Source organism: Amycolatopsis sp. CA-128772, assembly GCF_002904295.1.
GTDB lineage: Bacteria > Actinomycetota > Actinomycetes > Mycobacteriales > Pseudonocardiaceae > Amycolatopsis.
In genome coordinates, this window is the sequence record NZ_PPHG01000027.1 from 204,576 (window position 1) to 219,495 (window position 14,920).

General features: G+C 65.5%; 16 protein-coding genes and 1 pseudogene. 11 read left to right on the forward strand and 6 right to left on the reverse strand.

All coding sequences use genetic code 11. The annotated features are described in order from the left end of the window. Nucleotides 1-42: 42 nt before the first annotated feature. The 3 genes from C2L59_RS47465 to C2L59_RS13320 all read right to left on the reverse strand — a co-directional run bounded on the left by C2L59_RS47465 (nucleotide 43) and on the right by C2L59_RS13320 (nucleotide 1,916). Nucleotides 43-339: a helix-turn-helix transcriptional regulator gene (locus C2L59_RS47465; protein ID WP_158263072.1), complete on the reverse strand. Its 297-nt coding sequence runs from the start codon at nucleotides 337-339 to the stop codon at nucleotides 43-45. Then, the gene (locus C2L59_RS13315; RefSeq protein ID WP_103349819.1) at nucleotides 339-587 is read right to left on the reverse strand and encodes a hypothetical protein; all 249 of its coding nucleotides are present in this window, start codon (nucleotides 585-587) and stop codon (nucleotides 339-341) included. The genes C2L59_RS47465 and C2L59_RS13315 overlap by 1 nt, the downstream gene beginning before the upstream one ends. Nucleotides 588-1,424: 837 nt before the next feature. Beyond that, on the reverse strand, nucleotides 1,425-1,916 hold the full coding sequence (locus C2L59_RS13320; RefSeq protein WP_103349820.1) for a hypothetical protein: 492 nt from the start codon (nucleotides 1,914-1,916) through the stop codon (nucleotides 1,425-1,427). 405 nt (nucleotides 1,917-2,321) lie between these two features. On the opposite strand from C2L59_RS13320, the gene C2L59_RS13325 reads away from it, so the two are divergent. The 3 genes from C2L59_RS13325 to C2L59_RS13340 all read left to right on the forward strand — a co-directional run bounded on the left by C2L59_RS13325 (nucleotide 2,322) and on the right by C2L59_RS13340 (nucleotide 4,398). Further along, nucleotides 2,322-3,020 carry a hypothetical protein gene (locus C2L59_RS13325; protein ID WP_233223460.1) on the forward strand — a complete coding sequence of 233 codons (699 nt, stop codon included), beginning with the start codon at nucleotides 2,322-2,324 and terminating at the stop codon, nucleotides 3,018-3,020. A gap of 55 nt (nucleotides 3,021-3,075) precedes the next feature. Next, complete coding sequence (locus C2L59_RS13330) at nucleotides 3,076-3,657, forward strand: GNAT family N-acetyltransferase (RefSeq protein WP_233223461.1); 582 nt, start codon at nucleotides 3,076-3,078, stop codon at nucleotides 3,655-3,657. A gap of 126 nt (nucleotides 3,658-3,783) precedes the next feature. Continuing rightward, nucleotides 3,784-4,398: a hypothetical protein gene (locus C2L59_RS13340; RefSeq protein ID WP_146060365.1), complete on the forward strand. Its 615-nt coding sequence runs from the start codon at nucleotides 3,784-3,786 to the stop codon at nucleotides 4,396-4,398. A gap of 252 nt (nucleotides 4,399-4,650) precedes the next feature. Here the strand turns inward: C2L59_RS13340 and C2L59_RS13350 are convergent, their stop codons facing one another. Both C2L59_RS13350 and C2L59_RS13355 read right to left on the reverse strand, forming a co-directional pair. Further along, complete coding sequence (locus tag C2L59_RS13350) at nucleotides 4,651-5,388, reverse strand: ATP-dependent Clp protease proteolytic subunit (protein ID WP_233223462.1); 738 nt, start codon at nucleotides 5,386-5,388, stop codon at nucleotides 4,651-4,653. A 452-nt stretch (nucleotides 5,389-5,840) separates the two neighbouring features. Further along, nucleotides 5,841-6,689: a nucleotide pyrophosphohydrolase gene (locus C2L59_RS13355; protein ID WP_146060366.1), complete on the reverse strand. Its 849-nt coding sequence runs from the start codon at nucleotides 6,687-6,689 to the stop codon at nucleotides 5,841-5,843. Between the two features lie 183 nt (nucleotides 6,690-6,872). On the opposite strand from C2L59_RS13355, the gene C2L59_RS13360 reads away from it, so the two are divergent. The 4 genes from C2L59_RS13360 (at nucleotide 6,873) to C2L59_RS13375 (ending at nucleotide 9,724) form a co-directional block, all read left to right on the forward strand. Then, nucleotides 6,873-7,172, forward strand: a complete 300-nt coding sequence (locus tag C2L59_RS13360) for an acyl carrier protein (RefSeq protein ID WP_158263073.1) — start codon at nucleotides 6,873-6,875, stop codon at nucleotides 7,170-7,172. Between the two features lie 109 nt (nucleotides 7,173-7,281). Next, nucleotides 7,282-7,782, forward strand: coding sequence for a helix-turn-helix domain-containing protein (locus tag C2L59_RS13365; RefSeq protein ID WP_103349825.1), 501 nt, complete (start codon nucleotides 7,282-7,284; stop codon nucleotides 7,780-7,782). Continuing rightward, a complete protein-coding gene (locus C2L59_RS13370) occupies nucleotides 7,779-8,792 on the forward strand; it encodes an ImmA/IrrE family metallo-endopeptidase (protein ID WP_103349826.1) in 1,014 nt (337 codons plus the stop codon). Before C2L59_RS13365 ends, C2L59_RS13370 begins: the two co-directional genes overlap by 4 nt. Next, nucleotides 8,783-9,724, forward strand: a complete 942-nt coding sequence (locus C2L59_RS13375) for a hypothetical protein (protein ID WP_103349827.1) — start codon at nucleotides 8,783-8,785, stop codon at nucleotides 9,722-9,724. Before C2L59_RS13370 ends, C2L59_RS13375 begins: the two co-directional genes overlap by 10 nt. Here the strand turns inward: C2L59_RS13375 and C2L59_RS13380 are convergent. Next, complete coding sequence (locus C2L59_RS13380; protein ID WP_199199053.1) at nucleotides 9,721-10,779, reverse strand: nucleotide kinase domain-containing protein; 1,059 nt, start codon at nucleotides 10,777-10,779, stop codon at nucleotides 9,721-9,723. The genes C2L59_RS13375 and C2L59_RS13380 overlap by 4 nt on opposite strands. A gap of 304 nt (nucleotides 10,780-11,083) precedes the next feature. Between C2L59_RS13380 and C2L59_RS13385 the strand changes: the two genes are divergently transcribed. From C2L59_RS13385 to C2L59_RS48895, 4 genes and pseudogenes are all read left to right on the forward strand, one after another. Further along, the gene (locus tag C2L59_RS13385; RefSeq protein WP_103349828.1) at nucleotides 11,084-11,938 is read left to right on the forward strand and encodes a hypothetical protein; all 855 of its coding nucleotides are present in this window, start codon (nucleotides 11,084-11,086) and stop codon (nucleotides 11,936-11,938) included. A gap of 227 nt (nucleotides 11,939-12,165) precedes the next feature. Continuing rightward, entirely contained in the window at nucleotides 12,166-12,804 is a 639-nt protein-coding gene (locus tag C2L59_RS48890) for an RHS repeat domain-containing protein (protein ID WP_233223464.1), read from the forward strand. A gap of 26 nt (nucleotides 12,805-12,830) precedes the next feature. Then, entirely contained in the window at nucleotides 12,831-13,682 is an 852-nt protein-coding gene (locus C2L59_RS13395) for a tetratricopeptide repeat protein (RefSeq protein ID WP_103349829.1), read from the forward strand. A gap of 99 nt (nucleotides 13,683-13,781) precedes the next feature. Further along, nucleotides 13,782-14,404, forward strand: a pseudogene (locus tag C2L59_RS48895) (IS5 family transposase); the annotation flags it as partial. Nucleotides 14,405-14,920: the final 516 nt, after the last annotated feature.

Here is a 14,920-nt window from a genome sequence, read left to right on the forward strand (position 1 = left end):
ACCCAGTCCGCACACGCCCTCAGCACAGCCGACGACGTCGCCTTACCAGCCACCGTGACCCCTCTCGAACTCCCGCAGCGCCAAGACCGCAGGCACCGCGCGGTCCACCCCGAACGCATCGGCCAACGCCGCCATATGCACCAGCGACCACGATCGGCGATGCTCGTAGGCAATCGCGTAGATCGTGCCCACTGACACCCCGGACCGCCGCGAAAGCTCCAGATGCGACCACCCGTGAATAGCGCACGCCCGATTTAGCCACGTTCCCAGCCGCAGGTCCGGCAGGACAGGCAGCCACACCGCCAGCGGCCGAGGCCCCGGACCGATCCGCACGTCCATCACCGCACCTCCCCTTCCCCGGCCTCATACGCCCCGGCCTCGTCCGCCTCAGTCCCGTTCGGATCGGTCTTGTAGTCTTCATTCCACTCGGGACGCTTCGTCAGCCGTTCTACACACCGCAGCTGAATCGCGTGATCGGCCAGCGTTTCCCACTTGTGATCCGGATCGGTTTCCGGCACCGACTTGAACATCCGCACGTCCCAGGCGATGCGGCGTTGAAGCACGACCGGCCACTCGAAGGACCGCAACTGGGTCGAGCAGGCCGGCGTCGGCGAGCTGGCGTCGGGATAGCGATGGGGTCGCCTTCTCCCGCGTGGTCAGTGCTCGCGCCTTCGCCTGGTTTCCGGACCACGCGGCGAGCGCAGGGTGGAATGAGCCGCGACTTCCTTGTCGCTGCTGTAGTTCCGTGCCCGCGGCGAGGGCTGGCTCGCCGGTATCGGTCGTGGTCATCAGGATCATCCAAGGCTTCCTGGAGCGGGTAGATGGTGTACGGGGGGTCGGGATCGCGAGTTGGCCAATGCCGCAGTCGGGCCGTGGGTGTGCGCGAGTCGAGATAGTCGTGCAGCGGGCGTGAGCGTGCGGTGCTCCACCAGTAGGTCTCGGGTTTCGCGCCGTCGGTCACTGGCATGACGGTTCCGCGGTAGCCGCAGACTCGGTCGGAGCGCCTGGCGGCTCGGCACCGGCGTTGCCCTCGCTACATCGAGGTCTCTCGCAAGTCACAGCGGCTGAGGTGTCGCGGTAACGAGGGCGGCGGGATCGCGCGGCATTGATGGCGTCGCGGCGGGACTCCGCTGACGCGCACGCGGGTGCGAGCACACCGGTGACGTCGAACGTAGCGCCATGGACGCGGTGGATCCGCGGATAGTTGCTGGACGGCGACCGCAGAACGGTCGCACTCGGCCGACTGGCTAAGGCTGTGATCAGGACAAAGCCCCCTCGCTCCCGGCGGTGATTACGCTCCGAGACGGACGGTTGGGCCGGTCGCTTCCGCGTATTCGGCGTGGCCGTGAGAGCAGCTCCCGTCTTCTTCCGGCTGGCTCTTGGATTCGCATGCCGCTGATCGGCTTGAACCTCGGTGCAGTTCCTCACGTGGGGTCACCGTCCGAACGTCCGCCGCCGTCCTCGTCGTTGGTGTCGTCGTGGTTCGCGCCGATCGGGTTGACCTCAGCGATCACCGCTGGGGACAACTCCGCCGAAAGTCGGTACAGCCGCCCGGCGGTCTGCGCGCAATCCTCGGCCAATGCCTCGATTTCCATCGCCATCGAATCGGCCCTCGTCGGGTTGCTCGCCACCTGTTCGGCCAGGCGGAGGGTGGTTCGTAACTCATCGGCCACCTCCGCCGCGACCTCCCGAGGGTCACCGGCCGACTGGTCGCGACGCGCGTAGGAGTGGATGAGGACCCGCGCTCCGGTTCCGACCAAGTAGTAGCCGACCTGCCTGTATGACGTCCAGTCATGCCGGTCACGCTCGGCATAGGCAAGCCGAATCAACGCAGTCGTGTACGCATCGGTGATCAGGCTGAGCAGTTTGATCGGCGGTGCGCCCGGCTGATCCGGCGATCGTTCGGATCCAGTCATCAAATGGTCCAGAGATGTGGTCAGCTAGTCGGCGAAGGGGAAACTGAGGGCTGCCCCCCGAGTGCAAGCGCGAAAGACTCCGCCAGCCACCTCCGGTACAGCGTCACGCAATACTTTCGCCCATTCAAAGGTCGAGCGCCGTATGTTCGGCATGTGGAGGCTTTCTATGAAGGTGGTGAACCGAGACGCATAGTCAACTCGTCAAGATCGTCCCGAGGTACCGTCCACAACCCGCCCACTGAGCGTCCTTGAAGCAGCACGCGATTATCGGATCTGCCCGTCAGGTGCCAAGACAGCGAACTACGGGTAGGTAGGACGGTTCTTCACGTGGCTATTATTAAAGCGGTCCTCCTCGACGTGGGCGCGGGTGTCTTTGGTGCGTGTTCGTGGTGCTGGAGGTGCGTGGTGGCGGTACCGGAAGCGGTGGCCGGGCTCGCGGCGATGCCTGGCGTCCGCACGGCCGCGCAGCTCGGCGAGCCGACCGTTGACACGTCGACGTCCGCTGGTTCGTTGCCGGTGGCGGCGGCCCTCGCCGGGCTGTTTCCGGGTGGCTTGCGGCCCGGCAGCGCGGTGTCGGTCGGCGGCTCGATCGCCCTGGTTTTGGCCTTGCTGGCCGAAGCGACGCAGGAAGGATCGTGGGCGGCGATCACCGGTATGCCCGAGGTCGGCGTGGTGGCGGCAGCCGCGCTGGGCGTCGAGCTCGACCGGCTCGCCCTCGTACCCAGTCCCGGGGCGGAGCTGGTCGCCGTCGTGTCGGCGTTGATCGATGGTTTCGACCTGGTCGTCCTCGGTCCGGCTGCCGTCCGCGGGGTACAGCCGCAGTTGGCGCGCCGGCTTGCCGGCCAGCTCCGCAACCGAGGCGCGGTGTTGGTGGCTGCCGGTCCCTGGCCCGGCGCTGACCTCGAACTGCATGTGTCGAAACGTCGGTGGCGCGGTCTGACGGACGGCGGCTTCGGTCATCTGGAGTTCTGTGACGTCGTGGCGACCGGCCGCGGCGCTGCGGTTCGCTCGCGTAGCGTCGAGCTGCGGCTTCCCGGCCCCGGGGATGCGGTCGCCGCCGTGGAGGCATCCGCTGGCCGGGCGCTGACCGAGGTCGCCGGATGATCCGCACGTCGAAGCGGCCGCAGTCGAACCGGTCGGGACTCCCGCGAGGTGCTCGGTGATCGACCAGGCCGGCGGCGTCGTTCGGTCTGGTGCGCGCGGCGAGGTCGGCGAGCTGATCCCGGTCCGCCCGGCGACAGCAAGCTCGTCGTGTGCCTCCGTGGCCACCGGCTCGATCTGGATCTCTACGGCAAGCTCAGGCCCTACAGCCACCGCTACCGACTGCAAGCCCGCAGCTCGGCGCCTTGCCGAGTGGGCCTACCTCGACGTCACGGTCCAGCACGCGCCCGGCACGGAACCGGGTGATGGGCTCGTTTTGGTCGTCTGTCCGCCGACCGCGGGAACGCTGGCCGGTCGGATCGAACTTCGACTCGACGGCACCGCGGTCGGCGCGGTGACCGCGAGTCCGTGCGCAAGTTGCCGGACGGCCACCCTCGACTACGTCCACGTTGCCGCCGACTACCGGCGCCTCGGCTTCGGCCGCACGCTGGTCGCGGCCGCCGTGGCTCGTGCCCCGTCCTACCGGTGGACGGCACCGCTGCCGGACGGCCCGGTGGCGCAGTCGTTCCGTGCCCGGATCGCCATGCGCCGCCCTGGTCAGCGCTGCGTCCACGCCGGCGCGGTCGATCTCACGCGGTGAGGGCCAGGGAACAAGTGGGACGCGGTCGTCGAGGAGTGCCCGCAGGAGGTCGGGCAGCTGCGCAGGCAGAAGCTTGTCGCGGCAGGTCGAGACCGCGGCGGCTGGCCACCAGCGGCGCTCGAGGTGGTGGACTCGGTGCTGCGGGCTAACGCGGACCGGCTGGCCACCCTGGAAGGTCGGGCGGCCGTCCTGCGCGAGACGGCTCGTCAGGCGGTGCTGTGCAACTTCGAGGAAATGATCACCGCTAAGGGCTGGACCTTCTACTTTGCGCTGGCGAGCACGATCGACTACGTCCGCGATCCCGAGGCTCGTGCCAGGATCGCCGCGGCGCTGGAGGAATGCGAGGCGACCCGGATACGAGGCCTGGTCGACTTCTACCGGAAACTGGCCGACATTCTCGGGTTGCGACTGCGTGCCGGCTATCGGTTCGAACACCTGGCGCTGGCCGGCGGGGCATTGCTGCAGGCACTGCTGCTGCGCTTGACCGTGGCCAGGAACAGTCCCCACGACCAGTCCGTGTCTGCCGTCGACTGCATCTGGACCGCCCACCGGCTGATCACCGAGCCGCTGCCGGGTCCGGGACTCGACACCCCGGTCGCCGACTGGTCGTTCGCCGCGAGCACCTACTTCGCCCTGTTCGAGGCCGTCCTCGAACTGGACCCCGACGCCACACCATCCGGGCTGCCGGCAAAGAAGCTGTCACCGGCCGCGAACGAGCAGACAGGGCTTGGTCAGGGCTGACCAGCAGCGGTCCGTGGGCGGCGAGCTTGGTGAACAGGGCCTCAGCTTCGGTTCGCTGTTGGGCAGTGGCCCGTCGTGCAGCCACTTGCCGTCCGGCTCAAGACCGATGTGCGGGCGGGTGCGCCGATTAGAGCTCCTATGTCAGATACCGACCAGGGCTCACTTTGAAACGGATGTTCCCGGTGCGCAATCGGTCGGCGTAGGTATCCAGAATGAATCCACATCGAGTAATAGCGCGCGAGCGACGCACGCTCAGGCGTCGTTGCTCAAGATGAGGGATGCGCGAGCTCCTTCATAGACTGACAAGGTGGCCAGGGGGCCGAGGGCGAAATAGTGGCTCCAGATTTCCCAGATCTCGAGCCAGTGTGGGCTTTGCATGGGAAGCCGTGTGATCGGGAGGCCGGCGGCTTCGGCTTCATGGGCGCCGATGACGGCGTGGTGCGAGCGCGGCGACTCGATGAAGGGCTGTGCGATCGTCTTGCACAGGGTGTCGATGTCGGCTGGAGTCCGGTCGGAGTGGCTAGAGATGGCTTGGCGGGCCAGGTCACCGGTGCGGGCGAGGGCTGATCGGGCGAATTGTAATGTGGTGGCGTCGATGCCCGCGAGCATGGCGGCCTGGATGGCGAAGGTGTCCGGTTGTGCGTTGACGGCTGCGATGGCGCCGTCGACTGCGACGATGAGGTCTTTGGCGGAGACGAAGCCTCGGTCGGCCACGAATATCTGCGGGTCAATGGGGCCCAGGTCAGAGGTGGCGGCCATGACGATCTCGTGTGCGGCGAGGGCGAGAACGGTGCCGGCGCTTTTGGCGGTGTCGGGAACTAGGAGGACGAATCGCGCGCTGGCTTCCTGTGCCATGCGGGCCATTCGGACGGCGACTTCGCCGTCGCCGCCCGGGGTGTGCAGCAGCAGGTGAAGGTCCTTGGTGGGATCGAGTTCCATCAACGTCTCGGCGAAATGCGTGATGGTGTCGGGCACGATCTGGTCGATCACCACAACGAGGTTGCAGTCGTGGTTGTTCTGGTAGGCCTTGATCAGGTGCTGGCGCCGAAAGCGGGGTTCGTGGCGGGCACGGTAGAGGGGCGTGACGTGCCCGGTGGTGACCCCGCTCGGTGGGTGGAGATGGGCCTGGTTGGTGGGAGGGGCCGCGTCGGTGCCGGCGTTAGCAGTCTCTTGCCCAGATTCCATGCTTCGATCGCCATTCGACGTCGCCGGGCCCAGTCTGCGGCGGCCGGCGAGATGGTTGGGGGAATGGGGAGCACAGTGTCGTCGGACGACATGGGCGGGTCTCCTGTCGAGGTGGGCGATCTTCCCTACCCGACAGTAATGCTCCCCGAAAAGTGCTGATTGCTGCAAACGAGTGAAGACGCGCGTTCGAGGTGACAGTTTGGTGAAGGTGGGCCGCCCTTGGGGTGGGTGGCCCACCGAACGTCATCGTGAGGTGATCAGCTCGCGAGGGGCACGGCCTGATGACGGATCATGTGTCGGGTCAGTGGTCGCTCCGGGCCGTGGTGGACGCTGGTCAGGATCGATGCCTGAGAGGTCTGCTGCCGCGTCGGACCGGCGAACACCATTGTGCGCCGGATTCGGTCAGCGTGAACGGTGCCGACGCCGCCGCAGGCTCGCAATTGGCGGAACAGCCGCATGCCAGTGAGGATGGTGTCCTCCCAGTCCTGCGCGGTAGCCCAGGCGACCTCGAACGGTGCTGCGCTCGAGCGGATGTAGTCGAGGAGGGGAGCTTCGACGTAGGTGTGCCCGCGCAGGAACCCGCGGTCGCTGGCGTAGCCGAACACTAATGCTGCGATGCCCTCCTCCACGACTACGGCGCGGCCGCCGTCTTCGTTCTCGTCGAGCGTGGGATTGCTGCGGCGCTTGCGGTTCAGCAGTGCCCTGGTGACCGGTGACCAGCCCAACAGCGTGGCGTAGGAGAGGTGGAAGACGTCGTGCAGGCGGTAGAAGTCCTCGTTGCCGGCGGCGTCGGTCAGCGGGTCGCCCAGCTTGCGTCCGTCGGTGAGGACGATCGTCACGGCCCGGCCGTCGCGCGGCCGCGTGGCGGCGGTGAAATGGTAGGAGACCCGCTGAGGTAGTTCTTCGGCAATCGGATGCGGGCTCAGCAGCGGGTTGGTGCCGGGCTGAGCGACAGGCACAAGACCGTCCGATGCCGGACCTCCCCTCTGGCGTGTTGTTGACGCACGCTGCTCGGGCGCGTGGTGCCTGATTAGGCGCGCCGCTGTGAACGGCAGGATGCTGCCGAGGCGCACGTACGGGGGATCGTAGGAGGGCGCGTGATACATCGGTTCTCCAAACTGGGTGGCGTCTGGACTTGCGTGTGGACGAGACGGTGGATCCGGGCCCGGGAGCCACCGCTGCCCCTGTTGATGGCTGAGCCTACAGCAGCCTGTCTGGTTTCCCGCAGGGGCTTGCCGTAGGATGACACAAGCACCTGTTGGATTACCTCACACGAAAGGGTGGTGCAGGTGGATCCCGCTCTCGGACGGCGCGCCGAAGTCGAGCAGTACATCCTCGAGCTGATCGCCGAGGAGAAAGACTGTGACGTCGAGCAGTTGCGCGAAGAACTCACAGCTCAGGGGGCAGATATGCCTTACGACTCCGTGCTGCTGGTGGAGCTGATGGTGCGGGTGGAAGCGCGCTTCGGGGTCAAGCTCCCGACGGACCTGCCCACGGCCCGGGATATGCGATCCATCCGCAGCTTCGCCGAGCGAGTCTGCGACCAGCTGACCGACGCCGCGCCGACGGAACCCGAGGCGGCGAGATGACGTGGAGCACTGGCCGCGCCCCCCGCTTCGCCGGGCACAGCGCGGCTCGTGATACATCCCGCGCGGGGAGAGCGACCTATTTGCCCGTCACGCAGTCAGGAGCAGTCAGATGAGCGAGCAGCCCGACGCTGCAGGGACGCAAGCCGACAAGCGCGCCCAGCAGGAGTTGGCAGAGCGACTGCGAACCAGCAGGGAGTACGCCGGCCTGTCCCAGCAAACCGTCGCCCATAACACCGGCATCCCACGGTCGGCGATCTCCGAGATCGAGCGAGGCAACCGCCGTGTCGACAGTATCGAGCTGAAGAAGTTGGCCATCGTGTACGGCCAGACCTTGGAGTACCTCCTTGGAGAAGACGCCGCCTCGCGGGCCGATGACCCATCACTGAAGCTGCTCACCCGTGCCCACGCTGGCCTGACGAGCGGCGACCGGGAGAAACTCTTGTCCTTTGCTCAGTTCCTCCAGTTTTCCCAAGACCCTCCCGGGGGTGCTGATGACGTTGGCCTAGACCTGCCGCGATCCGCGTCTGAACACGCGGGCGCCAGCGTCAGTGACGGCGCGGACAGCGCAAACGACCGGCCACCTACCGTGGGCGGTGAGCAGCACCGATGACGAAATGGTCGGTCGCGCACCGGCTCGCGCACATGGCGGCGATGCGCACGCTCGATGATGCGGGCCAACCCGCTGACCGGCGCACGGATGTGGCAGCACTGATCGCGGCGGCCAACCTTCGCGCCCTGGCCGACCCAGAGGCCGAGCGATTGTTCGGTCTCTACATTCCACCAACACACACGTACCCGGGCGGGATCTGGATCAACGCGGCGATGCCGCCCTCGACGCAGCGTCACAGCGCCGCGCACGAGCTCGGCCACCATGTGTTCAACCACGGCCTCACCTGCGATACGGACTTTGCGTCACTGTCGGCGACGCCGGCGACCTCGACATTGACCGAAACCACCGCGGAGGCGTTCGCGGCCTGGTTGCTGATGCCCCGGGCAGCGCTGGTCCGCACTCTGCGCATGCTGAACATCAAGCCAGAGGACCTCCGCCCCGAACACGTCTACCTGACCGGGCTGATACTCGGCACCTCGTACCGCGGAACAGCTCGGCACCTTGGAGTTGCCCGCCTCATCGAGCCGCGAGCGGCGACAGCTTTGGCCCGTACGGCCCCTGCCGCGATCAAGAACCGCTTTGACGACCCGACCGCGCCGCCGCGCGGCGGCAACGCCGACGTGTGGCCGCTGCAGCATCTGGCCGGCTGCGGCGAGGTGACCCTCCACCATGGTGACCGGCTGGTACTGCCGGCCACGGCCGACGCAGCGGCTGAGGGGCTCATTGCCGACGATGTGGCCCAGTTCGTGCACCAGAGCTTCACCTCGATTGTGCTCAGCGCGACCGCGCCGCCGGACCGTAATGGCGCGGTGCGCCGTCATCTGCTGTCGCTGCCAGGCGACGATGACGGCCTGCAGGTCTCGGTCGAATCCGGCCCGGTGCGGCCGCGAGCGCAACGAGCCGTCCCGAATGTTGCCAACGTCAACAGTGAGGCCGATCTCGACCTGTTGCTGACCCAGCAGCAGGCTCAACGTGTCGCTTCGGCGGCGGGGGAGGACCCATGCGTGTAGCTGGAACCGTCCTGCGAGGACAGCACTGCGGGCAAGTATGGGCGCAAGCCGCGCACCTGCTCCTGGCCGAGCGTGACCGCAAACTTCTGCACCTCATCGTCGAGATCGCCGAGCCCGGGGTGGAGGATCTTGCGTTCCGCGCTATCGTCGATGAGTTGCTGGCCCGGCGCGGTCACGACCCGGTACAGACGGTGGTCAACACCGTCTTCCCGGCCGCGCTCGCGGCGTCCTCGTCCACGCCGGAGCGCCTGGCTCAGCGTTACCGGTCGATGTATGACCGAATCAAAGCCGAACGTAAGATCAACCGTTCCGGTACCTATTTCGGGCGGCTGGTGGCGCATCCCACGCAGAAAGGTCCGGTCGACCAGCTCAACCGCATTATCAACCGGTTGCGTACGTACGGACACAACGGCAACCACGTCGCGACCGCATACGAGGGGGCGATCGACGTTCCCGAACCTCGCACCGAGGAATCCGAGGTGCCGGAGACCTCCGATGGACCGTCCATCGAGGACGCCACCAACGACCTTGGCGCTTGCATCTTCAACGTCTACACCGATTCGATGCCATTGGGGTTTCCGTGCTTGTCGCACCTCTCCTTCCAGCACACCGGGAACCGGCTCAACGCGGTGGCGCTCTACCGCAGTCAGTACATGGTCCAGCGTGGATACGGCAACTATCTCGCGCTGGGTATGTTGCTGCGCTATATCGCCGAGTCTGCTGGCTTCCTTTCAGGAACGCTGACAGTCATCACGGGACAGGCTGAGGCTGAAGGCGCTGCTGGTGACCTCCGTGCCGCATTGGCCAGTGTGACGCAGTTGCCCTTGTTCTCTTCATCGGCAGCAGCAACGACCGTCCCACGCGGACGACGCTCGTCGTCGCGGCCGCCGAACGTCTCTGGCCAGCTGTCGCTGGAGGCCGACTCCAGCTAGGACTGCGTTGTTGCAGTTTTCAGTGCGGCGGCTTGTGCCTTGACGGCATCAGTGATTCCCCACTTTGGTGGAAACCACGGGGCCGGCATCGGCTCGCTGGATTGCCGGTACTGCTGCTTAATACGTGTACGACCGGAGATCCCGGGAACGTCCGGGTGGGCTACTCGGGCGTACTTGTCAACTTCGCAGAACAAGTTCTGGCAGTCGATCAGATGGAGTCGACGACCGCCCAAGTAGTCGAACCGGAGGCCGAGCCGCGCGAAATGTTCTTCTTGGGTGTCGGTCATGTATGAGATGACGGCTGCCTCGATGCCGCTGGCACCAGTCCCGAAGCACTTGCGAATGCCGTCGCGGGCCCCGGGACCGGCCACCACGAACTGATTCTCCGAGAAGTCTAGAACGGAGCTGTAGTTGAGGTCGATCGTGAACTGATACGCCAAGAAGTCCCCGATGCCTGGGTACTGCCGCAGTTGCTGGAACACCTCGGCGAGGCTCTTCGCGCGCCGCAACCGCTGTGGGAGACCGTGACTGATCATGGTCTCGGCCAGCAGTAGGTGATCGTGGTGCTTGCGACGACCGCCCAGCTGAGGCGGCGGGATGACGTAGGCCGGCGAATACAACTTGCGGCCTGCCTTCCACGCGGCGTCCAGCACCGCCCGCGCGAGCCCAGGCTGCCACGAAGCCCAGGCGATCGACCCGAATTGATCCTCGAGCAAACGCCAAGTGTCGATCTTGTTGAAGAACTTGAACAGTAGTATCCGGAACACGACATCATCGGGATATTGTGAGCCCTGGTAACCCACGTCGTGGATCGCATACTGACTGACTCGATCAGCAGCGCGGTAGCAGTTGGTGAAGCGATGACTGGCCAGGATGGGATCGTCAGCAGGTGCCTGATCGCCGTTCAACCTCGCGAAGTAGGTCGCCTGGCGGGCAGCGGCAAACCGCCAGTAGGTATCGAAGACCGCAGTGGGACGTAGCCGTCTTCCCGCGATCGTTACGTCCGGAATGGACTCACTCACTGTGGTCACAGCGGCGGGAGTATCACTCGTCATGTGTAGAACCTATCGCGAGTACAGGCTGGATGGGGACGCTTCGTCGGTGTGCCACAGACGCTTCCTCCGTTCGAGAAGCACCTATCGCCTGTCCGAGGGCTCTGGCTCGACTGCCGGTAACTCATGCGGACATCGAAGTCATCCCGGTTGTGTCTCATTGGACGGCGCGGGCAGGCGTCCGGTCACACGGTCGTTCGGCGGTGGGCCATCGCCGTCTGACTCCGACTCCGTCTCGCACGCCACGCAGGCGTTGGCGTCTGACAGTCGGGCACGGCCTCCGCGTGCCGTTGGTCGATCGACTTCCGTGCACCGGCGACGCCGTGCACCGGCGACGCCGCGCACCGGCGACGCCGCGCAGTGGCGCGCCGAACACATCACGGCGCGGACGTCGCCAATCACGACGTTCGGCTACGACGACGCCGGCCGTCCGACGACAGTCGCCCACGGCACGACGATATTGGCCACGTCGACGTACGATGCCGCCGGCGAGCCGGCAACTGTCACCTACGCCAACGGCATGAGCCTCAGCAGCATCGGCCGCAATGCTGCAGGTCAGGAAACGAGCCTCACGTGGAAGACCAGCGATGGCGCCACGACGGTGGCTCAGGTCGGACGGAGTCGCGCGGGCACCGTCATCGACGAATCCCTCGGCGGCGTCGACGCACGACCTGAGGGCCCGAACTACGTGTACGACACGGCGGGCAGACTCACCGAGGCCTACGTCACCGGGCACCATTACACCTACGACTTCACCTCGCCGACCGCCGCCACCTGCCCCATGGGCAGCGCGAGTAACGCGGGCCTCAACACCAACCGGGTCCGCCTTCTCGACCAAACCAGTGCCGGCTCCGCGGAGACTGGATACTGTTACGACAACGCCGACCGTTTGCTGGCCGTCACCGGAGCCATGGCCAACAGCGCCGTCGGTTACGACACCCATGGCAACACCACGCAGCTCACTACACCCGGCGGGACGACCTCGCTCGGCTGGGACAGCGACAACCGTAACCTCACCGTCCGTGTCACCGGCGCGCAAGCGCCGATGTCGCCTATGTCCGCGACGCCACTAATCGGATCACCCGGCGCAACGTCGCCCAGGGCGACACCGCCACGGACCTGCTCTACTCCTACCTCGGTGACGGGGACTCCGCATCGCTGACCCTCGCAACCGGCGACAAGCGACTGCTCAGCCGAACCTTCAGTCTTCCCGGCGGCGTCGTCTACACCGCTCGCTACGACGGTGCCGCAACCACCTGGGACGCCTCCAGCATCCGTGGTGACCTCGTCCTGACCACTGGCGGAAGCGGCCATCAAGTCGGCGCGCTGCGGACCTACACGCCCTACGGGGAGCCGCTGACCACGGCGGGCAACACCGATAAGAACAACGTGCCGGACAACCAGCCGGGAGCCATGGACTATGGCTGGCTCGGTACCCACCAGCGTCCCTACGAACATGCCGGTGGCTTGGCCTTGGTCCAGATGGGCGCACGTCCTTATATGCCGGCGCTCGGGAGGTTCCTCTCCGTCGACCCGGTGGACGGCGGTTCGGCCAACGACTACGACTACGTCAACGCCGATCCGATCAACGCCACCGACACCGACGGCATGCGTCCCAAGAACGGGGACGATAATGGCCTTAAACAACAAGGCCGCAAGGGACAGCGGAAAGGCAAGAGCAAAGCCAAGTCGGATAAGCACAGCAAGGGAAATCGTCACGGCGGCCGTCGAAAGATTCCCTTGAATCACAATAAAAATGGTAACCCTAAGAAAAATGGACAGAGCTCGTTCGCGCGACTCCACGGAGGAGGACTGTCTTTGCGGAACCGTGAACTGATGCGCGATTCTCCTTCGCTCAACCGCGGCAGCTATCGCGTCACGTTGCCGCGCTGGTCCAAACCCGAAGACTCGGGAGGCTGGGGCCACGCCGGAGCAGGGCTGGCCGGGATCGGCATACTTTGGTGGTTGGGTAAGCTCGCCTCGCCCGCCTGCGGTCCCGCCTTACCCCTCTGTGTGATCGGCTTCTAGCGTTCACCTACATCGACAGGAACTACATGAGCAGCAATGAAGACGCCCGGAATCTCACTGCCCAGGGTGCGACGTTGCGAGAGGAGGACCGTCACGAGGAGGCGGCGTCCGTTCTGCGTGGGGCCGTCGCAGCGCACGAGCCGGGCTCCGACCGTCTGCTGGCCTTGACGCTCATGGAGACCGGTGACCTTGAGGGTGCAAAGCAGGTACTTGTCGCTGCTGTAGCCAACGGACAGACTAATCTGGCCGGTCTGCTTGGCGATGTTGCAGATGACCTCGAAGACGACGAGTTGGCCGAGGCATCGTTTCGCCAGGCGGTCGACGCGGGAGACAACGATGCTCTCAACGACTACGGCGTCTTTCTTAGGAGTCGCGAGCGGTATAACGAAGCTATCGATGTTCTTCAACGAGCAATCGCGGCAGGTGACAGCTTGGCCGCTGCAAACCTGGTTTCGCTGTACTTCGACGACTTGGGTGATCTCGACACGGCAGAGGGGTTGGCGCTGCGTCACCTGAACAGTGACCAGCCCAATACCTACGTGGCCCTGGCCAATGTCTACGCCGAGCAGGGTCGACTTGACGAAGCCGATGACAAGTTCCGGGAAGCTATCGGGCTGTCGGCCCGCAAAGTGCACCAGAACTACGCTTTGTTCCTCTGGGAAAAGTGGGAAGACTTAGTCGGTGCCGAGCGCGAGTTCCGGCTTGCGCAGGAGCGAGACGAGCCAGGATGGGGATACGAACTGGGTTCGTTCTTGGTCGAGTTGGGCCGCGAAGATGAAGCTCGGAACGTACTTTCTATGGCCGCTTCATGGGGTGACGTCGACGCCGAAGAGCTCCTGGGCGAGATCGAATCAGGGGGCGATGTCAAGGCGGATTGACAAGGCTGACGCGGTAATTGTTTAATTTGGTCGGGCTATTTGTTATGCTTAGAGCGTGTCTCACTTGGGCTTCGGCTGAGGTGCAGGCAAGATTATGGTGTGATAGACGAGTTGTCACGGCGGCTGGTGCCCGATGAGCTATGGTCGCTGGTCGAGCCGCTCACTCCACCGGGAAAGACGCGCCCGTGAGGTGGCGGAACGTCACGCGTGGACGATCGGGTTGTGTTCGCGGCGATCGTTCGCGGGTGAACAGCGGGTGCGCCTGGCGGCGTCTGCCGCCCAGCATCGGGGGTCACCGTGCCGACAGCCCACCGTCGGTTCACCGAATGGACCGAAGCCGGGCTGTGGCGACAGCTGCACCACGCGGTGCAGGACAAGCTGGGCAGCCGCGACATGATCTATTGGTCGTGTGCGCCTTGGACGGAGCATCCGTAAGGGCAAAAAAAGAGCGGACTGACCGGCCCGAGCCCGGTCGACCGCTGCAAACCCGGCTCGAAGATCCACGCTCTGTCCGACCGGGCGGGCCTGCCCCTGACCGTCGGCGTTTCCGATGCCACACCCACGACAGTCACGCGCTCAATCCTTGGTCAACGCACTGTCGGCGATCCGGTCCCATCGCGACCCTCGAGGCCGGAAGCCGGCTAAGTTGCAACGCGGATAAGGCCTACGACATTCCCGCTCTGCGCGCCTGGCTCCGCCGACGCGGGATCATCCCGCGCATGGGTGCCGGTCGGGCCCGTCGGCGCCGCCGGGATGCAGTGCTGGCCGTCCACGGTCACGTCAGAGGGCCGGCCGATCGGCTTTCTCGATCACGGTGGTGGGGCCTGCCGGCTTTGCGATCACCACGACCGGGGCGCCTAACCAGCCGCCTTCGCCACTTGATGATCACAAAACGAGGGAGCATTTGTGCTCCATAAACGGCGACGATCGACGTTGATTGGCACCGAATCAGAGCATGAGCGAATGCAAACATCCCAGCTAGATCGACTGATGTCGACCCACGGCTAAACCTCCAGTTAACCGGAGGGTTCTTGGTTCGAGTCCAAGCGGGAAAGCTCCCAGGCGAGAAAGCCTAGGCCAACGGCCTGGGCTTCTCTGCGTTGTGGGGGCTGAACGGGACTGCAGGCCATCTATGGGCCAAATACTCCTGTCAGCGGGTTTCGGGGCTGGTGGCGCTTCGGCAGAATCCAGCATGGCCTCCAGGGCGGCGACGTTCTCGTGGTTGGTCACCCGGCGCT

What these genes read in the sequence shown, in the direction of transcription:
- C2L59_RS13375 (WP_103349827.1), top strand. Translation starts at nt 8,783, where the DNA reads ATGCGTGTAGCTGGAACCGTCCTGCGAGGACAGCACTGCGGGCAAGTA.
- C2L59_RS13355 (WP_146060366.1), bottom strand. Translation starts at nt 6,689, where the DNA reads ATGTATCACGCGCCCTCCTACGATCCCCCGTACGTGCGCCTCGGCAGC.
- C2L59_RS13370 (WP_103349826.1), top strand. Translation starts at nt 7,779, where the DNA reads ATGACGAAATGGTCGGTCGCGCACCGGCTCGCGCACATGGCGGCGATG.
- C2L59_RS13365 (WP_103349825.1), top strand. Translation starts at nt 7,282, where the DNA reads ATGAGCGAGCAGCCCGACGCTGCAGGGACGCAAGCCGACAAGCGCGCC.
- C2L59_RS13395 (WP_103349829.1), top strand. Translation starts at nt 12,831, where the DNA reads ATGAGCAGCAATGAAGACGCCCGGAATCTCACTGCCCAGGGTGCGACG.
- C2L59_RS13380 (WP_199199053.1), bottom strand. Translation starts at nt 10,779, where the DNA reads ATGACGAGTGATACTCCCGCCGCTGTGACCACAGTGAGTGAGTCCATT.
- C2L59_RS13320 (WP_103349820.1), bottom strand. Translation starts at nt 1,916, where the DNA reads ATGACTGGATCCGAACGATCGCCGGATCAGCCGGGCGCACCGCCGATC.
- C2L59_RS47465 (WP_158263072.1), bottom strand. Translation starts at nt 339, where the DNA reads ATGGACGTGCGGATCGGTCCGGGGCCTCGGCCGCTGGCGGTGTGGCTG.